The following is a 22479-nucleotide window of genomic DNA, read 5'->3' as shown; positions in this document are numbered from 1 at the left end:
CTACGGTTGCGTAGCCTACGCTGGCGTAGGTTACGACAGGCCCCCGGTCCTCCGAGGGCGCCCCCCAGGCGAAGGAGTACCGCGTGAGCCCCAGCGGTCCGCTCACCGACGACGGCCTGGTCCAGCTGCTCACGCCCGCGGGCGAGCGCGTGGACCACCCCGACTACGCACCCCGGGTCGCCCACCTGGACGCCGACGCGCTGCGCGGCCTGTACCGCGACATGGTGCTGGTCCGGCGGTTCGACACCGAGGCCACCGCGCTGCAGCGGCAGGGCGAGCTCGGCCTGTGGGCGCAGAGCCTCGGGCAGGAGGCCGCGCAGGTCGGCTCCGGCCGGGCGCTCGCCCGGCAGGACTACGTGTTCCCGTCCTACCGCGAGCACGGCGTCGCGCACACCCGCGGCCTCGACCTCACGCAGATCCTGCCGCTGTTCCGCGGCGTCGACCACGGCGGCTGGGACTCCGACGCGCTCGGCTTCCACCTGTACACCCTGGTGATCGGCTCGCACACGCTGCACGCGACGGGCTACGCCATGGGCGTGCAGCGCGACGGCGCTGTCGGCACCGGCGACCCCGAGCGGGACACGGCCGTCGTCACGTACTTCGGCGACGGGGCGACCTCGCAGGGCGACGTCAACGAGGCCCTGGTGTTCGCCGCCGTGAACAACGCGCCGCTCGTGCTGTTCTGCCAGAACAACCAGTGGGCGATCTCCGAGCCGACCACGCGCCAGGCGCGCGTCCCGCTCGCCGCGCGCGGCCCGGGCTTCGGTGTGCCGAGCGTGCGCGTCGACGGCAACGACGTCCTCGCCTGCTACGCCGTCACGGCGGAGGCCGCCGAGCGCGCGCGGTCCGGCGGCGGTCCCACGCTGATCGAGGCGTTCACGTACCGCATGGGCGCGCACACCACCTCCGACGACCCGTCGCGCTACCGGTCGGCGGCGGAGGAGGACTACTGGCGGCAGCGCGACCCGATCGACCGGCTCGACGCGCACCTCACGACGACCGGGGAGCTGTCCGACGCGTTCCGCGCCGAGGTGGCGGCCGAGGCCGACGCGCTCGGCGAGCGGGTCCGCACCACGGCCCGCGCGCTCGGCCGGCCGGAGACGAGCACCATGTTCGAGCACGTGTACGCGACGCCGCACGCGGTGGTCGACGCGGAGCGTGCCTGGTTCGAGGACTACGAGGCGTCGTTCACGGGGGGTGACCGGTGAGCCAGCGGATGACGTTCGCGAAGGCGATCAACACGGGCCTGCGCAAGGCGCTCGAGCGCGACCCGAAGGTCATGCTCATGGGCGAGGACATCGGCACCCTGGGCGGCGTGTTCCGGGTGACCGACGGGCTCGCGAAGGACTTCGGCACGGACCGCGTCGTCGACACCCCGCTCGCGGAGTCCGGCATCGTCGGCACCGCGATCGGCCTCGCGCTGCGCGGGTACCGGCCGGTCTGCGAGATCCAGTTCGACGGGTTCATCTTCCCGGCGTTCGACCAGATCACCACGCAGCTGTCGAAGATGCACTACCGGTCGCGCGGGCGGCTCACGCTGCCCGTCGTGATCCGGGTGCCGTACGGCGGCGGGATCGGCGCGGTCGAGCACCACTCCGAGTCGCCCGAGGTGCTGTTCGCGCACACCGCCGGGCTGCGGGTCGTCAGCCCGTCGGACCCGCAGGACGCGTACACGATGATCCAGCAGGCGATCGCCTCGCCGGACCCGGTGCTGTTCTTCGAGCCGAAGGGCCGGTACTGGGAGAAGGGCGACGTCGACACGGACGCCGACGCCGTCGCGGCGCCCTCGACCCTCGACGGCGCGCGCGTGCTGCGACCCGGCACCGACGTCACGCTCGTCGCCCACGGCCCGACCGTCGCCACCGCGCTCAAGGTCGCGGACGCGGCCGCCGCCGAGGGGCGGTCGGTCGAGGTCGTCGACCTGCGCGCGATCTCCCCGCTGGACGTGGGCACCGTCGTGGAGTCGGTGCGCCGCACCGGCCGCTGCGTGGTCGTGCACGAGGCCCCCGTGCTGTACGGCACCGGGGCGGAGGTCGCGGCCCGGGTCACGGAGGAGTGCTTCTACCACCTCGAGGCGCCGGTGCTCCGCGTCGGCGGGTTCCACACCCCCTACCCCGTCGCCAAGCTGGAGCACGAGTACCTGCCCGGACTCGACCGCGTCCTCGACGCCGTCGACCGCGTGCTCGCGCACTGACCCCGCCCGACGTCCCACCCCCACCCAGGGAGCAGCACCCGTGCCGTCCTACCAGCAGTTCCGCCTCCCCGACGCGGGCGAGGGCCTGACCGAGGCCGAGATCGCCGCCTGGCACGTCGCCGTCGGGGACACCGTCGCGATCAACCAGACCATCGTCGAGATCGAGACCGCGAAGTCGCTGGTCGACCTCCCGTCCCCGTACGCGGGCGTGGTCACGCGGCTGCTGGTCGCGGAGGGCGAGACGGTCGAGGTCGGCACCCCGATCATCGAGATCGACACCGACCCGACCGGGTCGGCGCCCGAGGGCGGCGCGCCCGGCGCCACCGGCGTGGGGCCGGAGGTCGCGGTGCAGGACCCGACGTCGGACGCGCAGCCGGTCGAGGCGGCTGCGGCGGCTGCGGGGGACGCCCCGGCGCCGGACGCCGAGGAGGCCGGCGGCGCCGTGCTCGTCGGCTACGGCACGGCCGCCGCGCCGACGCGGCGCCGGGCGCGGTTCACCTCAGCCGAGGGCGACCCGTCCGCCGGTGCGGCGGCGCCCGCCCCCGCGGACGCCGACGTGCGGCCCTCGACCGCCGGCCCCGGCGCGTCCCGGTCGGCCGACCCGGTGCCCGTGCCGGCCGCCGCGCCCGGTGCGGCCCCCGGCGACGCCGCGCTGCGCCCCGGCGCCCGCGCCCTCGCCAAGCCGCCGGTCCGCAAGCTCGCCCGTGACCTCGGCGTCGACCTCGAGTCCGTCCAGCCCACGGGTCCGGGAGGCATCGTCACCCGTGAGGACGTGCTCGCGCACCAGGCCGCCGCCGAGGCCCGGCAGCTCGCCACCTACCCCGGTGACGACCAGCCGTGGCTCGCGTCCGGCACCGTCTCCCCGGACGGCCGGCAGACCCGCGTCCCCGTGAAGTCCGTGCGCAAGCGCACTGCGGAGGCGATGGTCGCCTCCGCGTTCACGGCGCCGCACGTCACGGTGTTCCACACCGTCGACGTCACCCGCACGATGCGCCTCGTCGCCCGCCTGCGGGAGGACCGCGAGTTCCGCGACGTCCGCGTCACGCCGCTGCTCATCGCCGCCAAGGCCCTGCTGCTCGCCGTCCGTCGCCACCCGGACGTCAACGCGTCCTGGGACGAGGCAGCGCAGGAGATCGTCTACAAGCACTACGTGAACCTCGGCATCGCCGCCGCGACCCCGCGCGGGCTCGTCGTGCCGAACATCAAGGACGCGCACCGGCTCGGCCTGCGTGACCTCGCGCTCGGGCTCGCGGACCTCACCGCGACCGCCCGTGCGGGGAAGACCACCCCACGCGACATGTCCGACGGCACCATCACCATCACGAACGTCGGCGTGTTCGGGATCGACACCGGCACCCCGATCCTCAACCCCGGCGAGGCCGCGATCCTGGCGTTCGGCGCCATCCGGGAGCAGCCGTGGGTGCACAAGGGCAAGGTCAAGATCCGCCACGTCACGCAGCTCGCGCTGTCCGTCGACCACCGGCTGGTGGACGGGGAGCTCGGGTCGCGGGTGCTGGCCGACGTCGCCGCGGTGCTGGCGGACCCGGCGCAGGCGCTGGTCTGGGGCTGACGCCGGCTTCGGAGCCGGCGCCGGCCCGGGTGCCGGGTCGGCGCCGGGCCGGCGTCCCCGCCTGCGGGGGCCCGGTTCCTCAGCCGTCCAGGCGGGCCGCGACGTCCGCCGGGAAGCCGCCCGTGGCGACCGGGCCCCAGCGCGTCGGCGTGACGCGGATCAGCGACTTGCCCTGCACGCGCATCGCGGCGCGGTACTCGTCCCAGTCCGGGTGCTCACCGGCGATGCAGCGGTAGTAGTCGACGAGCGCGTCCTCGGCCTCCGGCATGTGCAGCACCTCGGCGTCGCCGTCGAGCTGCACCCACGGGCCGTCCCACTCGTCCGACAGCACCACGACCGAGACGCGGGGGTCGCGCTCGGCGTTGACCGTCTTCGCCCGGCCCGGGTAGGTCGACACGACGACGCGCCCGGCCTCGTCGACGCCGCCGCTCACCGGGGACACCTGCGGGCGGCCGTCGCGGCGGGCGGTCACGAGCAGCAGGTGGTGTCGCGGGCGGACGAACTCGAGGAGCTCGGGCAGGTCGACGGTGCGGGTCGTCGCGATGGATCGGGCCATGCGTCCGACCCTAGGCGGTCGGTGCGGTCGTCGCCGGGCCGTCGTGCTGCGGGAGCCGCACCGGGTGCGCCGGTGCGGGCGCCGCCGCGCGGGTGCGGCGTCGTCAGCTCCGCACGGCCTCCGCGAGCAGGTCCGCGGTGAGCGGGGCGAGCGGCAGCCGAGCGGCGTCCTCGGGCGTGACCCAGACGGCCTCCTCGATCTCCGCGGTCGGCACGGCGTCGGTGACCCCGTCGACCACGAAGACGTGCGCGACCAGGTGGTGGCCGGGCTCGTTCGCGGCAGCGGTCTCGCGCCGTCCGACCTCCCGGAGCTGCGCGCGGTCCACGACGACGGCCAGCTCCTCGCCGAGCTCGCGCACCAGGGCGCCGGCCGGGTCCTCGCCGGGGTCGATCTTCCCGCCTGCCTGCATGAACCGGGTGGTGCCGCGCTTGCGGACCAGCAGCCACCGGCCGTGCGCGTCGGTGATGACGGCGGCGGCGACGCGGATCACGGGCGGGTGCGCGGGGGAGGGCTCGGAGGAGGAGTCGACGAGGGGCACGGTCGGTCATCCTGCCCCCGCGGTGCGGTCCGGCGCCACGCTGGTCCACGCGTCGCCCGCCAGCACCAGGTGGTCGAGCAGCCGGATGCCGCAGTGCGCCGCGCCCGCCGCGACGGCCGCCGTCGCCGCCCGGTCCGTCGCGTGCGGCGCCGGGTCCCCGGGCGCGTGCCGGTGCACGAGCGCGAGCGTGACGCCCCCGCGGCGCAGCGTCTCCGCGAGGACGTCGCGGGCGTCGAACGGTTCCGCGTGCACGTCCGCACCCGGCACCACCACGGCGCCCAGCACCCGCGAGGCACGGTCGCCCGCGACGACGACCAGGCGCCCGTCGGGCGGACCGGCCAGCAGCGGCGCCGCGACCCGCACCACGTCCGCGGGCGTGCGGGCCGTCTCCCGACGGTCCGCGGAGCTGCCGAACCGCCGGGCGAGCGCCAGCGCCGCCACCACGCGGGTCGCCTTGGCGGGGCCGACCCCGGGCAGGGCGAGCAGGTCCGTGGACGCGGACCGCGCGAGGCCGGCGAGCCCACCGTGCGCCGCGAGCAGGTCGCGCGCCGTCTGCAGCGCGCTCGACCCGCGCCGACCCGACCCGAGCAGCAGCGCCACCAGCTCGACGTCGGACAGCGCGTCCGCCCCCAGGCGCAGCATGCGCTCCCGCGGGCGCTGGTCGGGCTCGAGGTCGGCGAGCATCAGGGGCGTCACGTCCTCCACGCTAGGGGCGGGGCACCGGCCCACCGCCGTTGTCCACAGGCCCGGCTGCGCAGGTGCCCGGACGGGGACGTCGTCCCCAGGGCGGCGGCGCGGCGGCGCGCGGCGGGTGATGATGGGGGCGTGACTCCCACCGCTCCCGCGGCTGCCCTGCGCCGCACCACCCTGCCCCGCGCCGCCGGCCCGGTCCTGGCTGCGCTGCTGCTCGCGCTCGTCGCGCTGCTGGCGACCGCCCCGCGGGCCGCCGCGCACAACTCCCTGCTCGGGACGGACCCGGAGGACGGCGCCACGGTCGCCGCTCCGCCGGCGCGGGTCACGCTGACGTTCGACCAGCCCGCGCAGGCGATCGGCACCGAGGTGGTGGTGCTCGGTCCGGACGGCGGCACCGTGAGCACCGGGACACCGGAGCTCGTCGACAGCACGGTCGCCCAGGCGCTCGTGGACGACCTGCCGGCGGGCGTCTACACCGTGCAGTGGCGCGTCACGTCGGCGGACGGGCACCCGCTGTCCGGGGAGCTGACGTTCACGGCGTCCGCGCCCACCCCGCCGCAGGCCGCCGAGCCGGAGGCTCCCTCGTCGGCGCCGCCCGCCGAGCCGGAGCCCACCAGCACGACCGCGGGCGGCCCCGGGGCGACGGCGGCCACGCTGTCGCCGCAGCAGGAGGTCGTGGAGGACGAGGACGCCGGCCTCGAGGCCGGCGTGGTGGCGGTCGTGGTGGTGGCGGTGCTCGCCGCCGGGGCCGTCGCGGTGTTCGTCGTGCGCGAGCGGCGTCGCTCCGCCGCGGGCCGGGCGGCGTCCGGCGGGGACGGCGGCGGCGAGGACGAGGGGCACGACGGCGACGCCGACCGGGACGGCCGGGCGGAGCGCTGATGGCCGGTGCCACGACCGCCCGCCCACCGCGGGCGGCGCCTCCCGGACCGGTCCCCGACGGGACCGGCACCACCGCGCGCGTCCTGCGGCTGACGGCGCTGGGCGTCGCGGCGGTGGCCGCCGTCGTCGCGGGGCTCGCGTTCACCGGCGCCGCCGTGCCGACCGCGCTGCGCGACCCCGGCGCGCTGGTGCGCTGGGGCCTGCCGGTCGCGTCGACGGTCTCGGAGCTCGCCGCGTCCGCGACACTCGGCGGCCTGGTGCTGCTCGCGACCGTCCTCGTGCGCCGACCGGACGGGTCCGTGGTGCGCGCGGCCTCCGGCGTCACGGCGGCCGCTGCCGCGGTGTGGACGCTGGCCGCGGTCGTGGAGCTCGTCCTCACCTACGCGAACGTCGCCGGGCTGCGGCTCGACGACCCGGCCTTCGGCGGGGAGCTGGGGCAGTTCGTCACGCAGTTCGAGCTCGGACGGGTGCTGCTGTTCGTCGCCGTCGTCGCGGCGGTGGTCACGGCGCTCGCCCTCATGACGACGTCCCCGCTCGGTGCCGCGGGGATCTCCGTACTCGTCCTGACCGCCCTGTGGCAGGCCGCGCAGACGGGCCACGCGGCCGGGGCGGCGAGCCACGACCTGGCGACCTCGTCGATGTTCCTGCACCTGGTCGGCGCCGCGCTGTGGATCGGCACCCTCGTGGCGCTCTCGCCGCTCGCCCACCGGCTGGGCGCCGACCTGGCACCCGCGGTGGCGCGGTTCTCGGTCGTCGCCGGCTGGTCGCTCACCGCGGTCGCGGTGTCCGGCGTCGTCAACTCGGTGGTCCGCCTCGGCACCTGGTCCGACCTGGGGACCCGCTACGGGCTGCTCCTCCTCGTCAAGGTCGCCCTGTTCGGCGTGCTCGGCCTGATCGGCCTCGCGCACCGCCGCCGCGTGGTGTCCCGCCTGGCCGGCGACCAGCGCGCGCCCGCAGCGTGGCTGTTCTGGCGGCTGGTGCTCGTGGAGCTCGCCGTGATGGGGGCGGTCTCGGGCGTCGCCGTCGCGCTGGGAGCCTCCCCGCCGCCCGTGCCGGACGACCCGATCACGGACCCGACGCCCGCGGAGATCGTCACCGGGCACGCGCTGCCGCCCGAACCGGACACGCTCGCGTGGGTCACGCAGTGGCGCTGGGACGTGCTGCTCGCGTCGGCGGCCGTCGCGGGGCTCGTGGTCTACCTGCGCTGGGTGCTGCGCCTGCGCCGCCGCGGGGACGCCTGGCCGTGGGCCCGCACCGCGTCCTGGGTGGCGGGTATGGTGCTGTTCTTCTGGACGACGTCCGGCGGACCGGCCATGTACGGGCACGTGCTCTTCAGCGCGCACATGGTCGAGCACATGATCCTCGCGATGGTCGTGCCGGTGCTGCTCGCCCTGTCGGCACCCGTGACGCTCGCCCTGCGCGCCCTGCCGGCGCGGTCCTCCGCCGCCCGGCGCGGCGAGCCCGACGCCTCGCGCGGTCCCCGGGAGTGGCTGCTCGCCCTCGTGCACAGCCGGTGGGGCCGGTTCTTCGCCAACCCCGTCGTCGCCGCCGTGAACTTCGCCGGCTCGATGGTGGTCTTCTACTACACCGACGTCTTCCGGTGGGCGCTGACCTCCGAGCTCGGCCACTACGCGATGGTCGTGCACTTCTCGCTCGCCGGGTACCTGTTCGTGAACGCCCTGGTCGGCATCGACCCCGGTCCGACCCGACCCGCCTACCCGCAGCGGCTGCTGCTGCTGTTCGCGACCATGGCGTTCCACGCGTTCTTCGGCGTCGCGCTGACCACGGGCGACGTGCTGCTGGTGCCCGACTGGTTCGGTCTGATGGGCCGCGAGTGGGGGCCGTCCGCCATCGTCGACCAGCAGCGCGGCGGCGGTGTCGCGTGGGGGATCGGCGAGCTCCCGACCCTCGCGCTCGCGGTCGGCGTCGCGATCGCCTGGGCGCGGGACGACGAGCGGACGGCGCGCCGTCGGGACCGCCGCGTCGAGCGCGACGGCGACACCGAGATGGACGAGTACAACGCCATGCTCGCCCGCCTGGCGGCCCGGGACGGCGGCGTCGGCGGCGGGAAATCCGAGGGCGATCGCGCGGACGCGTGATAGGACGGCGGGGTGACCGACGCCTCTGACACCACGCCCGTCCCCGGCACCTCCGACTCCCCGTCCGCGGCCGCCCCGCCGACCCCGTTCCACGACCTCGACGCCTACGTCGCCCTGCCGCGGCTGTCCGGGCTGACGCTGTCGCCGGACGGCACCCGCCTCGTCACGGCGGTCGCCACGCTCGACGCGAAGCGCACCCGCTACGTCACCGCCCTGTGGGAGGTCGACCCCGCCGGCGAGCGCCCCTCGCGCCGCCTCACCCGTTCGGCGAAGGGCGAGTCGTCCGCCCGGTTCGCGTCGACGGGCGACCTGCTCTTCACCTCGGCCCGCCCGGACGCCGACGCGGAGGCCCCGGACGACGAGGCCCCCGCCGCGCTCTGGCTGCTGCCCGCCGACGGTGCCGAGGCGCGGGTGGTCGCCGCCCGCAAGGCCGGGATCGACGGCGTGGTGGTCGCCGAGGACGCCCCGGTGGTGGTCGTGCCGTCGGACGTGCTGCCGCGGGCGACCGACGAGGCCTCGGACGCGCGCCTCATCGGGCTGCGCAAGGACGCGAAGGTGTCCGCCGTGCTGCACAGCTCCTACCCGGTGCGCTACTGGGACCACGACCTCGGGCCGGCCGTGCCGCACCTGTTCGCCGCGGACCTGTCCGCCGTCGCCGCGCCCGCCGCCGCGCCCGCCGCCGCCGGTGAGCCCGCGACGCGCCTGGAGCTCCGCGACGTCACGCCCGACCCCGGCACCGGCCTGCGGCACCAGGACGCCGTGCTGTCGCCGGACGGTCGGACGCTCGTGACGACGTGGACGCGGCCGGCCGCGCGCGGCGTCGAGCGGCACCGGCTGGTCGCCGTGGACGTCGCGACGGGCAGCCGCCGCGTGCTGGTCGACGACCCGGGCGCCGACGTGTACGGCCCCGTGATCTCGCCGGACTCGCGCCGCGTCGCCTACGTGCGCGAGACGATCACCACGCCGACGACCGCGCCGCGCGAGGAGCTGTGGGTCGTCGGGCTCGACGCGGAGGGACCGGCGCCGCAGCGGGTCGCCCCCGGCTGGGACCGCTGGCCCGGCCAGGTCGTGTGGACCCGCGACGGCTCCGGCCTGATCGTGGTCGCCGACGACGGCGGGCGCAGCCCCGTGTTCCACGTCGACCTCGGCACCGGCGCGGTCACCCGGGTGACGGCGGACGACGCCGCGTTCACGGACCTGCTCGTCAGCCCGGACGGTGCCGCGCTGTACGCGCTGCGCAGCTCGTACGCCGCCCCGCCGCACCCGGTCCGGGTCGACCTCGCCGCGGCGCTCGCCTCGGGTGCACCGGTCGAGGCCGTCGCCCTGCCCGCCCCGGCGCCGCTGCCCGCCCTGCCCGGCACCCTCACCGAGGTCACGACGACGGCCGAGGACGGCGCGACGGTGCGGGCGTGGCTCGTGCTGCCGGAGGGCGCGTCCGCCGCCTCGCCGGCACCGCTCGCGCTGTGGATCCACGGCGGCCCGCTCGGCTCCTGGAACGCCTGGTCGTGGCGCTGGAACCCGTGGATCCTCGCCGCCCGCGGCTACGCGGTGCTGCTGCCCGACCCGGCGCTGTCCACCGGTTACGGGCAGGACTTCGTGCAGCGCGGCTGGGGTGCGTGGGGGGCTGCGCCGTTCACGGACCTCATGGCGGTCACCGACGCGGCCGTCGCACGCGCCGACGTCGACGAGACCCGCACGGCCGCGATGGGCGGGTCGTTCGGCGGCTACATGGCGAACTGGGTCGCCGGGCACACCGACCGGTTCCGGGCGATCGTCACCCACGCGAGCCTGTGGGCCCTGGACCAGTTCGGGCCCACGACGGACAGCTCGTACTACTGGGAGCGCGAGATGACCGCCGAGATGGCGCTCGCGAACTCGCCGCACCTGTCGGTCGAGAAGATCGTCACCCCGATGCTGGTGGTGCACGGCGACAAGGACTACCGGGTCCCGATCGGCGAGGGGCTGCGCCTCTGGTACGAGCTGCTGTCCCGCTCGGCGCTCGCGGCGGACGACGAGGGACGCACGCCGCACCGGTTCCTCTACTTCCCGGACGAGAACCACTGGGTGCTGACGCCGCAGCACGCCAAGGTCTGGTACCAGGTGGTGGAGGCGTTCCTGGCCGAGCACGTCCTGGGCCTGTCCGGGGAGGACGTGCCGCCGCTGCCGGAGGTGCTCGGCTAGGCCCGAACGCCCAGCGAGGACACGGTCTGAACCTCACGGTTGCGCAACCCAGCGGTTGCGCAACCGTGAGGTTCATCCCGTCTGGGGCCTCCGTGCGCCGTTCTCGACGCGCGCGCCGGCCCGACCCGCACCACACTCGGTTCCCAGACCCGGGGCACCCCCGCGCCCGGGCCGGTGGAAGGAGTGGCGACCATGGGCATCGGCAGCGGCATCGCGCTGATCGTCATCGGGGCGATCCTCACGTTCGGCGTGAGCGACAACATCTCCGGCGTGGACCTGACGGTCATCGGCTACATCTGCATGGGCGCGGGCGTGCTCGCGCTGATCCTCGCGCTGGTCCTCACGAACCAGCGCGCCAACACCTCGCACCGCGAGGTCGTGGAGCGCTACGAGGACCGCACGCCGCCCCCCGCGGCGTGACGGCCTGACCCGGCGGGCGGTGCGGCGCGCGTCTGCACCGCCCGTTGCCGGACGGCGCGTCGCGTGCCGCCGGTCGGCGTCCGGTCGACGACGACCACCAGCCGGACACGGCGGGACGACCGCCGGGCCCGGTCGTGTTCACTACTCCTGTGACCACCAGCCCCACCCGTCTCCCGAAGGTCCGCGCGTCCGAGCTCGTCGGCCGCGGCTGGCTCAACACCGGCGGCCGGGACGTCTCGCTCGCCGACCTGCGCGGCAAGATCGTCCTGCTGGACTTCTGGACGTTCTGCTGCATCAACTGCCTGCACGTCCTGGACGAGCTGCGCGAGCTCGAGGAGCAGTACCGGGACGTCCTGGTGATCGTCGGCGTGCACTCCCCGAAGTTCGTGCACGAGGCCGACCCGGTCGCCCTGGCCGCCGCCGTCGAGCGGTACGAGGTGCACCACCCCGTCCTGGACGACCCCGAGCTCGTCACGTGGTCCGCCTACACGGCGCGGGCGTGGCCCACGCTGGTCGTGGTCGACCCGGAGGGCTACGTCGTCGCGCAGATGGCCGGAGAGGGCCACCGGGCGAACGTGGAGCGGCTGGTGGCCGACCTCGTCGCGGAGCACGACGCGAAGGGCACGCTGCACCGGGGGTCCGGCCCGTACGTGCCGCCGGAGCCGACGGCCGGGACGCTGCGGTTCCCGGCGAAGGCGGTCGAGCTGCCCGGGGGCTCGCTGCTGGTCGCGGACGCCGGGCACCACGGCCTGGCGGAGCTGGCCGCCGACGGCGAGACGCTGCTGCGCCGCATCGGGTCCGGCGAGCGCGGGCTGGCCGACGGCGGCCCCGACGAGGCCCGGTTCAGCGAGCCCAACGGCCTGGCGCTGCTGCCCGGCGACGTGGCGGCGGAGGCCGGGTACGACGTGCTGGTGGCCGACACCGTCAACCACGCCCTGCGCGGCGTGCGGCTGGCGGACGGCCACGTGACGACGGTCGCGGGGACGGGGGAGCAGTACCTCGTCGGGCAGCCGACCGTGCCGTCGCCGCTGCCCGGGCGTCCGGACCTGTGGCGCACCGACGGGGCGCCGCGCGCGGGGACGTCGGTGCCGCTGTCCTCGCCGTGGGACGTCGTGTGGTCGCCGCAGACCGGCACCGCGCTCGTCGCCATGGCCGGCGACCACCAGCTCTGGGCGTTCGACCCGCGCACCGGCGCGGTCGAGCCCGTCGCGGGCACGATGAACGAGGGTCTGGTCGACGGCGACCCGCGGGAGGCGTGGTTCGCGCAGACGTCCGGCGTGGCGCTCGGCGCCGGCGGGCGCCTGTGGCTGGCCGACGCGGAGGTCTCGGCGCTGCGGTGGATCGACCCGGGTGAGGTCCCCGGCTCGCCGGGCGCCGGCCCCGCGGACGCCTGGACCGCTGCCACCGTCGGGACCGCGGTCGGGGCGGGGCTGTTCGACTTCGGCCACCGCGACGGTGCCGCGGACCAGGCGCTGCTGCAGCACCCGCTCGGCGTGGCGGCCCTGCCGGACGGCTCGGTCGTCGTCGCCGACACCTACAACGGCGCGGTACGGCGCTGGGCGCCGGGATCCGGCGGCGGTGCGGGCGAGGTGTCGACGCTCGCGACCGGCCTGGCGGAGCCCAGCGGCGTGGTCGTGCAGGTCGACCCGGAGGCGGGCGGCGTCACGCTGGTCGTCGTGGAGTCGGCCGCGCACCGGCTGACCCGTCTCGCCCTCCCGGCGACGCTCGCGGGGGAGGTGCTCGACGCGGGCGCGCACCGCACCCAGCGGCCGGTCACCGAGATCGCGCCGGGCGACCTCGCCCTCGACGTGGTGTTCACCCCCGCAGCGGGCCAGAAGTACGACGACCGCTACGGCCCGTCGACGCTGCTGCGCGTCTCCTCGACCCCGGCGGAGCTGCTGCTCGACGGCGCGGGGGACGACGTGCCGCTGACCCGGACGCTGCGGATCAACCCCGACGTCGCGGACGGCGTGCTGCACGTGACCGCCCGCGCGGCGTCCTGCGACGACGACCCGGCGGTCGAGTTCCCGGCGTGCCACCTGAACTCGCAGGACTGGGGCGTGCCCGTCCGTGTCGTCGCCGGTGCGCCGGCCGCGCTGACGCTGCCGCTGCACGGCTGACGCGACGGCAGCGGCGCCTCAGGACGCGCCGAGCACCGCCAGGGACACGAGCGTCTGCAGGGTCGTGCCGACCGTGCGGTCCGTGGACGACAGCGTGGACTCCAGCTGGACGGTCCACGGGGCGCTCGCGAGCTCGACCTGCCGCATGCCGCTGACGTGCAGCGAGGCCGTGCCGCCGCGCGCCACCACCACCGGACCGTCACCCGACGGGCCGGCGTCCCGGGACACCGACCACCCGGAGCCGCCCATCGCCTCGGTCAGCGCGGCCGCGAGCGCGCAGAGGCGGGACAGCGGCGCAGGCCCGGTCGCGGCGAGGGCGGTCACACCCGCAGCGACCGCCCGCCCGAGGACGGCGCCCGGGTCGTCCGCACGGTACTGGCGGGCGCGGGCCGCGGCGTGGCTCCGCTTCGCGTGGTACTGCGCGGCGTCCGCGCGCCGGAACAGGGAGCGCGGCGTCGGGGCGGCGCCCAGCGAGCCGCGGGCCGACGAGGCGATGCCGTAGGACAGCGAGGACCCGTGCGGCAACGTGGCGTCGCCGACGGTCGCGTCCATCACCTGCACGACGGTGGTCCGCGGGATGCCGCACGTGACGACGCAGAACTCGTCACCGCCGATCCGCGCGGCGGTGGACCCGGGCAGCCCGCTGCTGGCGCGCCGGAGCACGGCCGCGACGGCGCGCAGCAGGTCGTCGCCGGCGTCGTGCCCGAGCTCGTCGTTGACCCGCTTGAGGCCGTCGACGTCGCACATCACGATGCACGTCTCGTCGCCGGAGTCGATCGCGGCCTGTGCGGCCTCGTCGGCGACACGGCGGGTGCCCAGGCCGGTCAGCGCGTCGTCGGACACCAGGTGGCGGACCTGCTCCGCCAGGTCGAGCCGGGCGATGTGGGCGCCGAGCAGCGTGCCCAGCACCTCGCCGCGCGCGGCGTCGTCGCGCGTGAACGGCAGCGCGCGCTCGTCCCGGACGGCGCACAGCGTGCCCCACAGCTCGCCGTTGACCACCACGGGCGCCACCAGCGCGGGACGGCTGCGGGCGGCGTCTCCGGGGCTGCGGCGCCACGTCTCCTGCCGGTGCCCGAGCGCGCGGGCGGCCTCGCCGTCGCGGACGGCGTCGAGCACGGCGTCCGCCTCGTCCGCGGGGTCCGCCGCGAGCACCTGCCACTGGTCCTGCTCCCGCCGCGTCACCGCGGCGACGCCGGCGCGCAGCACGTCGCGCGCGGCGGCGGCGGCGGCCTCGTGCGCGTCGGCCAGCGTCAGCAGCCCGCCGAGGCGGTGCGCGAGCAGCGCGAGCTGCCGGGCGTCGTCCCCGTCACCCCGGGGTGCGGCTGCCCGGGCCGGCGTCGGTGCGTCGGTCACGCGCACATCATCGCCGACCGCGGCCCTGCCCACACGGGTTCCGCGCACCGGGGCGCGCGCAGGCGGGTGATGTGCGGCGCGTCAGGCGGGCACCGGCTCCGCCGCGGCGACCTCGGCGCGCTCGCCGGCACCGACGGCGCGCAGCACGAACAGCACGGTGGACTCCACGGCTCGCTCGCGGGCCTCCGGGTCGTCCGGGAGCCCTCGGCTGCTCAGGCAGGCGTTGACCAGCGAGACCGTCGTGCCGAGGTCCTGCTCCGGGAACTCGCCGGACTCGATACCCGCCGCCAGGATGCGGCGCAGCAGCGACTCGACCAGCACGACGTGCTCGCGGACGCGCTGCTGGGTGCCGCGGGAGAGCACGGAGCGGAGGTCCGGCCCGGGCGCCAGGTGGTAGTCGCGCTTGAGCTCGCACTGGGCGCGCACGTACGCGCGCAGCTGGGCGGTCGGGTCGTCGACGCCGGCGAGCTCGGCCTCCAGGGCGGCGACGTACTGCTCGGTCTCGTGCAGGATGAAGCCGACGAGCATCGACTCCTTGTCCGCGAAGTGGTTGTACACCGCGGTGCGTCCCACGCCGGCGGCCTGGGCGATGTCGGCGAGCGTGATGGCGTCGAAGCCGCGCTCGCCCATCAGGCGCGACAGCGCGCCGAACAACCGCAGCCGGGTCTGCTCGCGGTGCTCGTGCAGCGAGCCGCCGATGATCTTGGGCATGCTGACATTCTCGCACGAAGCGTCAGCACGCTCCGAGGCGGGCCGTCAGGCCGGGCGGTGCCGCTCGCCGAGCGCCGCGAACAGCGCCCTGTTGTGCCGGAACGCGGCACGGGCGCGGTCCACGACGGCGTCCCGCTGGGCGTCGGTCAGGGGCAGCGCGTCGACCCGGGCGCGGTACAGGTCCTTGAACGGCTTGGGCTTCGGGACCGCCGGGAACGCGTAGAACCCGACGCCCGCGTCCGGGACGCCGTAGTGGCGCTGCACCATCCGCCCGATGACCTGCCCGCCGGACAGGTCGCCCAGGTAGCGCGTGTACGCGTGCGCGACGTACGCCCCGGCGTCCGCGCCGCCGTCCCGGATCTCCGCGGCGTAGGCGGCGGTGGCCGGCAGCGGGTCGGCTGCCGCCCGCCACGCCGGGCCGAGCAGGTGGGCCAGGTCGGACTCGAGGGCGGGGACGCGCCGCAGCTCGTCGAAGACGACGCCCGCACCGGCAGGGGTGCCGCGCACGGCGTCGCCGACCTCCTCCAGCGCCCGGTAGACGGTGTGCAGCTGCAGCGCGAGGTCCGCGTAGGCGGCCACGGTGAGGCGGCCGGCGAGCAGGTCGTCCACGAATGCCGATCCCTCGGCGGCCTCGTGCTCGGCGCGGGTGCCCTCGCGCAGCATCGTCGACAGGGGTGCGCGGGCGTCGTCGTCGGCGCGGGTCGCTGCGGCGGGCAGGTCGTGCGTGGCGGTCATCGCGACTCCCGGACGTGGTGGTGCGGCGTCGTCCTGACGCCGTGTCAGCAAACGTACCGGACGAAGTTAGGATTGCCTACCCTAGCCCTGGGGGTCGTCGTGTCGACCTCAGGTCGCGCCGAGGGCGCCCGCCCGGCTGACGGCCCCGCGGGATGACGACGTCGCAGGCGCCTCCCGGGTTACCGTCGAGGGCGTGACCGCTGACGCCGCACCCGCCCCGACCGAGCCCGACGAACCCCACGAACCCGCGACCGCGGACGCCGTCCCCGCCTACGCGCCGGCCGCGCCCGACGCGAAGGACTGGACGTGGGTGCTGCGCGAACGGTGCCCGGAGTGCGGATTCGCCGGGACCGATGTCGCCGGCCCGCAGCTGGCCGCGACGATCCACGACCTCGTCCCGCGCTGGCGGGCGGCGCTCGGCCGGATCGACGTCCGCGACCGCCCCGACCCGGCCGTCTGGTCCCCGCTGGAGTACGGCGCGCACGTGCGCGACGTCCACCGGGTGTTCGACGAGCGGCTGAGGCTCATGCTCGAGGAGGACGGCCCGCAGTTCCCCAGCTGGGACCAGGACGCGACCGCCGTCGAGGACCGCTACGACCTCCAGGACCCGGGCCGCGTCGCCGACGAGCTGGCCGACGCCGCCGCCGCCCTCGCCGCCCGGTTCCAGACCGTGCGCGCCGACCAGTGGGAGCGCACCGGGCTCCGCTCGAACGGCTCCGCGTTCACCGTGACCACGCTCGGCCAGTACTTCCTGCACGACGTGGTGCACCACCTGCACGACGTCGGGGCCTGAGCACCGGCACCGGAGACGCGGCGAGGCCCCTCGGACGCTTACTCCGAGGGGCCTCGATCCGTGGACGACGCTACGGGGCCGCCCCCGCACGCCGAGGGAGGCGCGCCGACGCCGTCGTCGTCCACAGATTCTGTGCACAGCCCTGTGGGTTCCGCGCGATCACGCAGGTGAACGTGTGGACAACATGTGCATCGACCGGTGGACGAAAACTGCCTGCTCCAGGGCCTTGCGGGGTGTTCCCGGGCAGGACTAGAACTGCTCCATCGACCTCGACGGACAGCCCGTCACCGCAGGACGACCGGTTCGCCGGACGCCCTCGGAGCGGGACCGGAGAGGTCGGGCCAGAGGGAGAACGACGGGACGCCCCGGCCGGGAGACCGGCAGGGCTGCGGATGACGACGCAGAGTCCTCGTGGGACCCCGACGGCCTGGTCGCCGCCGTCCCGCCTGCGGGAGGTGCCCTCTCGGGGGTGCCCACCGGGTGCCGGGACGGAGCCGCACCGTCAGAGCGGCCGCCGGTCCCCGACTCGTCGGGGGAAGCCGGTCGACGGCCACGGGAAGGGCCCCTCGGACGCTTACTCCGAGGGGCCCTTCTCCGTGCCCGGGCGCCTCTGTCCACAACCGCCGGGTTGTTGTCCACAGTGCTCGACCCCGGATGTCGTGCGGCGGCGCCACCCGTTCGGGCGATATGTCCGGCTCTATCCACAGGATTCATCCCCAGGTTGTGCACCGGGTCCCAGGTCAGGCGCACCACGCGTCCGCGCCCTGTGGATGCACGCCCACGGGGCTGTGGACCTGGTGTGCACGGGCCGGGGGTCAGCGGCCCGCCGCGGTGGCGACGGAGGCCCGTGACGGCGCCGCGAACCGGACCCGCATCGCCGTCGCGATCGACTCGGCGTGCCGCAGCAGCTCCGGGTACCGCTGGCTGCCGCGGGTGTCGAACCGGAGCTGCACGGCCTGGTGCGCTCCTGGCGGGAACACCGTCCAGACCACTTCGTGCCGCGCCGCGCCCTCGCTGCGCAGCGCGACGACCGCCGTCCCCGCGGGCACCTGCGAGCGGCTCGCGGCATGGTGCGCGATCCGCGTCGTCGTGCGCCGCGACCGGTAGATCTTGCGCCGCACCCGTCCCAGGTAGGTGTCGGCCGCGTCCGGCCCCTCGGGCGACTCGACGAGCAGCTCGCACGCCAGGGACGCGGCCACGTCGCCGGTCGGCTCCGGTACCCACACCCCGGCGCGGACGTGCCGGCTGTGCAGGTCGACCACCGCCCGGTCGACCGCCTCGACCGCCGCCCGCAGCCTGGCGCCCGCGACGGGCCCACTGGCCAGCTCGTCCGCCGCGCGCCGGGCGGCACGGGGACCGTCGCCCGGTCGCCAGACGCGCCAGCGCTCCGGCAGCTGCAGGTCGATCGACACGATCTGGCGGTCCATGTGGTGCCTCCCTCTGCTCAGGAACGGGCACGCTAACCGGCGCCGAGCACCACTCGGTGACCACTGAGTGGTGCGGGCGCGGGAGGAGTGAGGGTTTCGGCAGCGCATGCTGTGACCGGTGTGCTGTGCACCGTGGATGCCGCCACCTTGATCCGCACCACCCGCGAGCGTGCCGGGTTGAGCCAGCTCGAGCTCGCCCGGAGGGCGGGGACCTCGCAGCCCGCGGTCTCCCGGTACGAGTCGGGCGTGAGCTCACCCGCGGTGGACACGCTGGACCGGTTGCTCGCGGCGATGGGGGCTCGCCTCGAGCTGCGGGCCGACGAGGCTCCCCGCCGCCTGGACGTGAGGACCCCGAGGATGGCCCGGTTGCGTGCGCACCGCGACGCCATTCGCCGCGTGACCCATCGATACGGTGCGTCGAACGTCCGGGTGTTCGGGTCGGTCGCACGAGGCGAGGACGGGGCGGAGTCCGACGTCGACCTGCTCGTGGACCTCGACGTCCGCCGCCGGGGTCTGCTGCCCCTCGGGGCGATCGCGGACGAGCTGTCCGCCCTGCTGGGCGAGCGGGTCGACGTCGCTCCGGCGGGTGCGCTGGCGCCGCACGTCGCCGAGTCGGCGCTCGCCGAGGCGGTGCCGCTGTGACCCGGACGAGTCGCCTGAGGCTGCGCGACATCCTCCGGGCGATCGAGGCCATCGCGCGGGCGGAGGCGACGGGCCGTCGTCACGACACGGATCCCGAGCTCGCGGGCGGCGACCACTCCTGACGGTACGCGAAGGGCCAGGCCGGAACGTGCGGCCCGGCCCGGCCCTGCGATGGATGGAGCGGGTGACGGGAATCGAACCCGCGCTGTCAGCTTGGGAAGCTGAAGTTCTACCATTGAACTACACCCGCGCAGCGCCCCCGCCTGCGGGAGCGCGCACCCAGCATAGCGGCTCCGGACGCCCGGTCGGGTCGCCCGGAGCCGCCGCGGGTGTCAGACGGTGACCTCGACCCGCACGGTCGACCCGGCCGGCGCGTAGGGGACGGTGCGGCCCTCGACGGGCGTGCCGTCCACGACGAGCGCCGCGCGGGCGCCCGGGCGGCCGGAGTTGGTGACGGTGATCTCGTACCGCGCGCCGCGGGCCACGCGGGTGACGGTGAACGTCGGGACGTCCGGGCCGAGCTGCGGGTCGACGACCAGGCCGTCGTAGCCGGGCCGCACGCCGAGCAGGTACTGGGACGCGGCGACGAAGTTCCACGCGGCGGTGCCGGTCAGCCAGGAGTTCTTGGCCTCACCGTGCCGGACGGCCTCCTTGCCGGCGATCATCTGCGCGTACACGTACGGCTCGAGCCGGTGGACGTCGGAGATCTCCTCGCGGTACGCGGGGGTGATGCGCCGGTAGTAGTCGAACGCCTGCTCGCCGCGGCCGACGACGGTCTCGCCGATGATGACCCACGGGTTGTTGTGGCAGAAGATGCCGCCGTTCTCCTTGTAGCCCGGGGGGTACGTGGAGACCTCGCCGAGCTCGATCTGGTAGCTCGTGTACGCCGGCGACTGCAGGACCATGCCGTGCGGGGTCGCCAGGTGCTCGCGCGTGGAGTTCAGGGCGCGCAGCGCCGGGCTGGCGGCCGCCTCCGGGGTGGTGGGGTCGGTCGAGTCGACGCCGATGCCCGCCATGACCGCGAAGCCCTGCGGCTCGATCCAGATCTTGCCCTCCGGCTTGGCGTCGGTGCCGACGGGGTTGCCGTAGAAGTCGTACGCGCGCAGGAACCACTCGCCGTCCCAGCCGTGCTCGAGCACCGCGGCGCGCATCTCCTCGATCGCGGCGCGGGCCTGCGCGGCGACGTCGGTCAGCCCGCGGCGCTCGGCGAGCTCGGCGTACTCCGGGCCGATGAACACGAACATCGCGGCGATGAAGACGGACTCCGCGACACCGCCGGCCTGGTTCTCGGTCGTCTGGAACGACTCGCCCGGCTCGGTGGAGAAGCAGTTCAGGTTGAGGCAGTCGTTCCAGTCGGCGCGGCCGATGAGCGGCAGGCCGTGCGGGCCGCGGTTCTGCACCGTGAACTGGAACGAGCGCGTCAGGTGCTCGAACAGCGGGACCTCGGAGCCCGGCTCGTTGTCGAACGGCACGGCCTCGTCGAGGATCGACCAGTCGCCGGTCTCCTTGATGTAGGCGGCGACGCCGAGGATCAGCCACAGCGGGTCGTCGTTGAAGCCGGAGCCGATGTCGTTGTTCCCGCGCTTCGTGAGCGGCTGGTACTGGTGGTACGCCGACCCGTCGGGGAACTGCGTCGACGCGATGTCGATGATGCGCTCCCGCGCCCGCTCGGGGATGAGGTGCACGAAGCCCAGCAGGTCCTGGTTGGAGTCGCGGAACCCCATGCCGCGGCCGATGCCGGTCTCGAAGTACGACGCCGACCGGGACATGTTGAACGTGACCATGCACTGGTACTGGTTCCAGATGTTGACCATCCGGTCCAGGCGCTCGTCGGACGAGGTCACCGAGTAGGTCGACAGCAGGTCGGTCCAGTACGCCCGCAGCGTCTCGAAGGCCGCGAGGGTCTGCTCGGTGGTCGCGAACCGGGACAGCAGGGCGTGCGCGCGCTCGCGGTTGACGCGCTGCATCGGCAGCTCGCCGTCGGCGGCCGGCGCCCACTTCTCCTCGTGCGGGTTCTCGACGTAGCCGAGCACGTACGTCAGCGACCGGCTCTCGCCCGGGGCGAGCGTGACGTCGACCTGGTGCGAGCCGATCGGGTACCAGCCGGACGCGACCGACCCGGTGGCCTTCCCGGTGCGCGGGACGGTCGCCTCGCCGAGCCCGTTCCAGGGGCCGACGAACGTGTCGCGGTCGGTGTCGAAGCCGGCGGCGCGGGTGTTGACGCCGTAGACGGCGTAGTGGTCGCGGCGCTCGCGGTACTCGGTCTTGTGGTAGATCGCGGAGCCGGACGGGCCGTCGAGCTCGACCTCGACCTCGGCGAGCGACAGGTTGCGCTGGTAGTTCGTCTGGTCGTCCTGGGCGTTCCACAGGCAGAACTCGACGAACGAGAACAGCGAGACGGTCTTCTCGGCGTCCGAGGTGTTGGTCAGCGTGACGTGCTGGACCTCGGCGGTCTCGCCGAGCGGCACGAAGAACAGCGTCTCGACGCGCAGGCCGCCGCGCTCGCCGGTGATCCGCGAGTAGCCGAGGCCGTGGCGGGTCTCGAAGTGGTCGAGGTCGGCCTTGACCGGCAGCCAGCCGGGCGTCCAGACGTCGCCGCCGTCGTTGACGTAGAAGTAGCGACCGCCCTCGTCGGCGGGGATGTTGTTGTAGCGGTACCGGGTCAGCCGCCGCATCTTGGCGTCGCGGTAGAACGAGTACCCGCCGCCCGTGTGGGACAGCAGGGAGAAGAACTCCTCGGAGCCGAGGTAGTTGATCCACGGGTACGGCGTGTGCGGAGTCGTGATGACGTACTCGCGTGCCGCGTCGTCGAAGTGGCCGTACCGCATCGTCGCGCCTCTCGGTGTCAGGATGATCGTGGCGCGCGGGAGCGCTCCCACGCACGCCGACGGTCAGCATAGCGTCCGGCGTCCCGGGCCCTCGCGGCACCAGGTCCCGGGCCGCGCGGTGCCCGGCCCCCGGACGCACGGCCGGGGTCGGTACCGTGTCCCCGTGCTGCTCTCCGACCGCGACATCTCCGCCGAGCTCGACTCCGGACGGGTCCTGCTCGACCCGTACGACCCGGCGATGGTCCAGCCGTCCAGCGTCGACGTGCGGCTCGACCGGTACTTCCGGCTGTTCGACAACCACAAGTACCCCGTCATCGACCCCGCGGCGGAGCAGCCGGACCTCACGCGGCTGGTCGAGGTCGAGGGGGACGAGCCCTTCGTCCTGCACCCCGGGGAGTTCGTGCTGGGCTCGACGTACGAGCAGGTCACGCTGCCCGACGACATCGCCGCGCGCCTCGAGGGCAAGTCGTCGCTCGGACGGCTCGGCCTCCTGACGCACTCGACGGCCGGGTTCATCGACCCCGGCTTCTCGGGCCACGTCACCCTCGAGCTGTCGAACGTCGCGACGCTGCCGATCACGCTGTGGCCGGGCATGAAGATCGGCCAGCTGTGCTTCTTCCGGCTGTCGTCGCCCGCGCTGCGACCGTACGGCCAGGGCGCCGCGGGGTCGCGGTACCAGGGTCAGCGCGGTCCGACGGCGTCCCGGTCGTGGCAGGGCTTCCACCGGACGGACGTCTGAG

20 protein-coding genes and 1 tRNA gene are annotated in these 22479 nt (G+C 75.2%); 12 read left to right on the top strand and 9 right to left on the bottom strand.

Translation table 11 applies throughout. From position 1 onward, the window contains the following. Window positions 1-83 precede the first annotated feature (83 nt). The 3 genes from pdhA to K5O09_RS17805 are packed head-to-tail and all read left to right on the top strand — an operon-like array spanning window position 84 to window position 3764. Window positions 84-1208 carry a pyruvate dehydrogenase (acetyl-transferring) E1 component subunit alpha gene (gene pdhA / locus K5O09_RS17815; protein ID WP_222170782.1) on the top strand — a complete coding sequence of 375 codons (1125 nt, stop codon included), beginning with the start codon at window positions 84-86 and terminating at the stop codon, window positions 1206-1208. Window positions 1209-1216: 8 nt separating this feature from the next. Continuing rightward, window positions 1217-2194 (top strand): alpha-ketoacid dehydrogenase subunit beta, encoded by a 978-nt coding sequence (locus K5O09_RS17810; RefSeq protein ID WP_222172894.1) that lies wholly within the window; start codon window positions 1217-1219, stop codon window positions 2192-2194. A gap of 40 nt (window positions 2195-2234) precedes the next feature. Then, window positions 2235-3764 (top strand): dihydrolipoamide acetyltransferase family protein, encoded by a 1530-nt coding sequence (locus tag K5O09_RS17805; RefSeq protein WP_222170781.1) that lies wholly within the window; start codon window positions 2235-2237, stop codon window positions 3762-3764. 79 nt (window positions 3765-3843) lie between these two features. On the opposite strand, the gene K5O09_RS17800 is transcribed toward K5O09_RS17805, so the two are convergent. The 3 genes from K5O09_RS17800 to K5O09_RS17790 all read right to left on the bottom strand — a co-directional run bounded on the left by K5O09_RS17800 (window position 3844) and on the right by K5O09_RS17790 (window position 5554). Further along, complete coding sequence (locus K5O09_RS17800; RefSeq protein WP_222170780.1) at window positions 3844-4320, bottom strand: PPOX class F420-dependent oxidoreductase; 477 nt, start codon at window positions 4318-4320, stop codon at window positions 3844-3846. A 103-nt stretch (window positions 4321-4423) separates the two neighbouring features. Further along, window positions 4424-4858 carry an NUDIX domain-containing protein gene (locus tag K5O09_RS17795; protein WP_222170779.1) on the bottom strand — a complete coding sequence of 145 codons (435 nt, stop codon included), beginning with the start codon at window positions 4856-4858 and terminating at the stop codon, window positions 4424-4426. A gap of 6 nt (window positions 4859-4864) precedes the next feature. After that, window positions 4865-5554, bottom strand: coding sequence for a RadC family protein (locus K5O09_RS17790; protein ID WP_222170778.1), 690 nt, complete (start codon window positions 5552-5554; stop codon window positions 4865-4867). 129 nt (window positions 5555-5683) lie between these two features. On the opposite strand from K5O09_RS17790, the gene K5O09_RS17785 reads away from it, so the two are divergent. The 5 genes from K5O09_RS17785 to K5O09_RS17765 all read left to right on the top strand — a co-directional run bounded on the left by K5O09_RS17785 (window position 5684) and on the right by K5O09_RS17765 (window position 13250). After that, window positions 5684-6430 carry a copper resistance CopC family protein gene (locus K5O09_RS17785; RefSeq protein ID WP_222170777.1) on the top strand — a complete coding sequence of 249 codons (747 nt, stop codon included), beginning with the start codon at window positions 5684-5686 and terminating at the stop codon, window positions 6428-6430. Continuing rightward, on the top strand, window positions 6430-8529 hold the full coding sequence (locus K5O09_RS17780; RefSeq protein ID WP_222170776.1) for a cytochrome c oxidase assembly protein: 2100 nt from the start codon (window positions 6430-6432) through the stop codon (window positions 8527-8529). Before K5O09_RS17785 ends, K5O09_RS17780 begins: the two co-directional genes overlap by 1 nt. Window positions 8530-8541: 12 nt before the next feature. Further along, a complete protein-coding gene (locus K5O09_RS17775) occupies window positions 8542-10710 on the top strand; it encodes a prolyl oligopeptidase family serine peptidase (protein WP_222170775.1) in 2169 nt (722 codons plus the stop codon). A gap of 192 nt (window positions 10711-10902) precedes the next feature. Beyond that, entirely contained in the window at window positions 10903-11130 is a 228-nt protein-coding gene (locus K5O09_RS17770; RefSeq protein ID WP_222170774.1) for a DUF6458 family protein, read from the top strand. Between the two features lie 149 nt (window positions 11131-11279). Continuing rightward, on the top strand, window positions 11280-13250 hold the full coding sequence (locus K5O09_RS17765) for an NHL domain-containing thioredoxin family protein (protein WP_222170773.1): 1971 nt from the start codon (window positions 11280-11282) through the stop codon (window positions 13248-13250). Between the two features lie 18 nt (window positions 13251-13268). Here the strand turns inward: K5O09_RS17765 and K5O09_RS17760 are convergent, their stop codons facing one another. The 3 genes from K5O09_RS17760 to K5O09_RS17750 all read right to left on the bottom strand — a co-directional run bounded on the left by K5O09_RS17760 (window position 13269) and on the right by K5O09_RS17750 (window position 16049). Continuing rightward, window positions 13269-14603: a diguanylate cyclase gene (locus K5O09_RS17760; protein ID WP_255595856.1), complete on the bottom strand. Its 1335-nt coding sequence runs from the start codon at window positions 14601-14603 to the stop codon at window positions 13269-13271. Between the two features lie 81 nt (window positions 14604-14684). Then, the gene (locus tag K5O09_RS17755; protein WP_222170771.1) at window positions 14685-15314 is read right to left on the bottom strand and encodes a TetR/AcrR family transcriptional regulator; all 630 of its coding nucleotides are present in this window, start codon (window positions 15312-15314) and stop codon (window positions 14685-14687) included. A gap of 45 nt (window positions 15315-15359) precedes the next feature. Then, window positions 15360-16049, bottom strand: a complete 690-nt coding sequence (locus K5O09_RS17750; RefSeq protein ID WP_222170770.1) for a heme oxygenase (biliverdin-producing) — start codon at window positions 16047-16049, stop codon at window positions 15360-15362. Between the two features lie 310 nt (window positions 16050-16359). Between K5O09_RS17750 and K5O09_RS17745 the strand changes: the two genes are divergently transcribed. Further along, entirely contained in the window at window positions 16360-16842 is a 483-nt protein-coding gene (locus tag K5O09_RS17745) for a DinB family protein (RefSeq protein ID WP_255596416.1), read from the top strand. Between the two features lie 815 nt (window positions 16843-17657). Here K5O09_RS17745 and K5O09_RS17740 read toward each other — a convergent pair. Further along, on the bottom strand, window positions 17658-18269 hold the full coding sequence (locus K5O09_RS17740) for a hypothetical protein (protein ID WP_222170768.1): 612 nt from the start codon (window positions 18267-18269) through the stop codon (window positions 17658-17660). A gap of 132 nt (window positions 18270-18401) precedes the next feature. Here K5O09_RS17740 and K5O09_RS17735 point away from each other — a divergent pair, with 132 nt between their 5' ends. Beyond that, complete coding sequence (locus tag K5O09_RS17735) at window positions 18402-18911, top strand: helix-turn-helix domain-containing protein (protein WP_255595855.1); 510 nt, start codon at window positions 18402-18404, stop codon at window positions 18909-18911. Then, window positions 18908-19033: a hypothetical protein gene (locus tag K5O09_RS19350; RefSeq protein WP_255595854.1), complete on the top strand. Its 126-nt coding sequence runs from the start codon at window positions 18908-18910 to the stop codon at window positions 19031-19033. The genes K5O09_RS17735 and K5O09_RS19350 overlap by 4 nt, the downstream gene beginning before the upstream one ends. A 54-nt stretch (window positions 19034-19087) precedes the next feature. Here the strand turns inward: K5O09_RS19350 and K5O09_RS17730 are convergent. Further along, window positions 19088-19161: transfer RNA gene (locus K5O09_RS17730), tRNA-Gly, on the bottom strand. Window positions 19162-19243: 82 nt separating this feature from the next. Continuing rightward, complete coding sequence (locus K5O09_RS17725) at window positions 19244-21739, bottom strand: GH36-type glycosyl hydrolase domain-containing protein (protein ID WP_222172893.1); 2496 nt, start codon at window positions 21737-21739, stop codon at window positions 19244-19246. A 163-nt stretch (window positions 21740-21902) separates the two neighbouring features. Between K5O09_RS17725 and dcd the strand changes: the two genes are divergently transcribed. Then, window positions 21903-22478, top strand: coding sequence for a dCTP deaminase (gene dcd / locus K5O09_RS17720; RefSeq protein WP_222170766.1), 576 nt, complete (start codon window positions 21903-21905; stop codon window positions 22476-22478). The last annotated feature ends 1 nt before the right edge of the window (window position 22479 follow it).

Origin of the sequence: Cellulomonas sp. C5510, from assembly GCF_019797765.1 — a bacterium.
In the GTDB taxonomy this organism is placed as follows: domain Bacteria; phylum Actinomycetota; class Actinomycetes; order Actinomycetales; family Cellulomonadaceae; genus Cellulomonas.
This window is presented reverse-complemented; position numbering and strand designations above follow the sequence as displayed.

Coding starts and splice junctions, on each gene's coding strand:
- K5O09_RS17810 (WP_222172894.1), top strand. CDS start 1,217: ATGACGTTCGCGAAGGCGATCAACACGGGCCTGCGCAAGGCGCTCGAG.
- K5O09_RS17800 (WP_222170780.1), bottom strand. CDS start 4,320: ATGGCCCGATCCATCGCGACGACCCGCACCGTCGACCTGCCCGAGCTC.
- K5O09_RS17780 (WP_222170776.1), top strand. CDS start 6,430: ATGGCCGGTGCCACGACCGCCCGCCCACCGCGGGCGGCGCCTCCCGGA.
- K5O09_RS17770 (WP_222170774.1), top strand. CDS start 10,903: ATGGGCATCGGCAGCGGCATCGCGCTGATCGTCATCGGGGCGATCCTC.
- K5O09_RS17755 (WP_222170771.1), bottom strand. CDS start 15,314: ATGCCCAAGATCATCGGCGGCTCGCTGCACGAGCACCGCGAGCAGACC.
- K5O09_RS17750 (WP_222170770.1), bottom strand. CDS start 16,049: ATGACCGCCACGCACGACCTGCCCGCCGCAGCGACCCGCGCCGACGAC.
- K5O09_RS17740 (WP_222170768.1), bottom strand. CDS start 18,269: ATGGACCGCCAGATCGTGTCGATCGACCTGCAGCTGCCGGAGCGCTGG.
- K5O09_RS17725 (WP_222172893.1), bottom strand. CDS start 21,739: ATGCGGTACGGCCACTTCGACGACGCGGCACGCGAGTACGTCATCACG.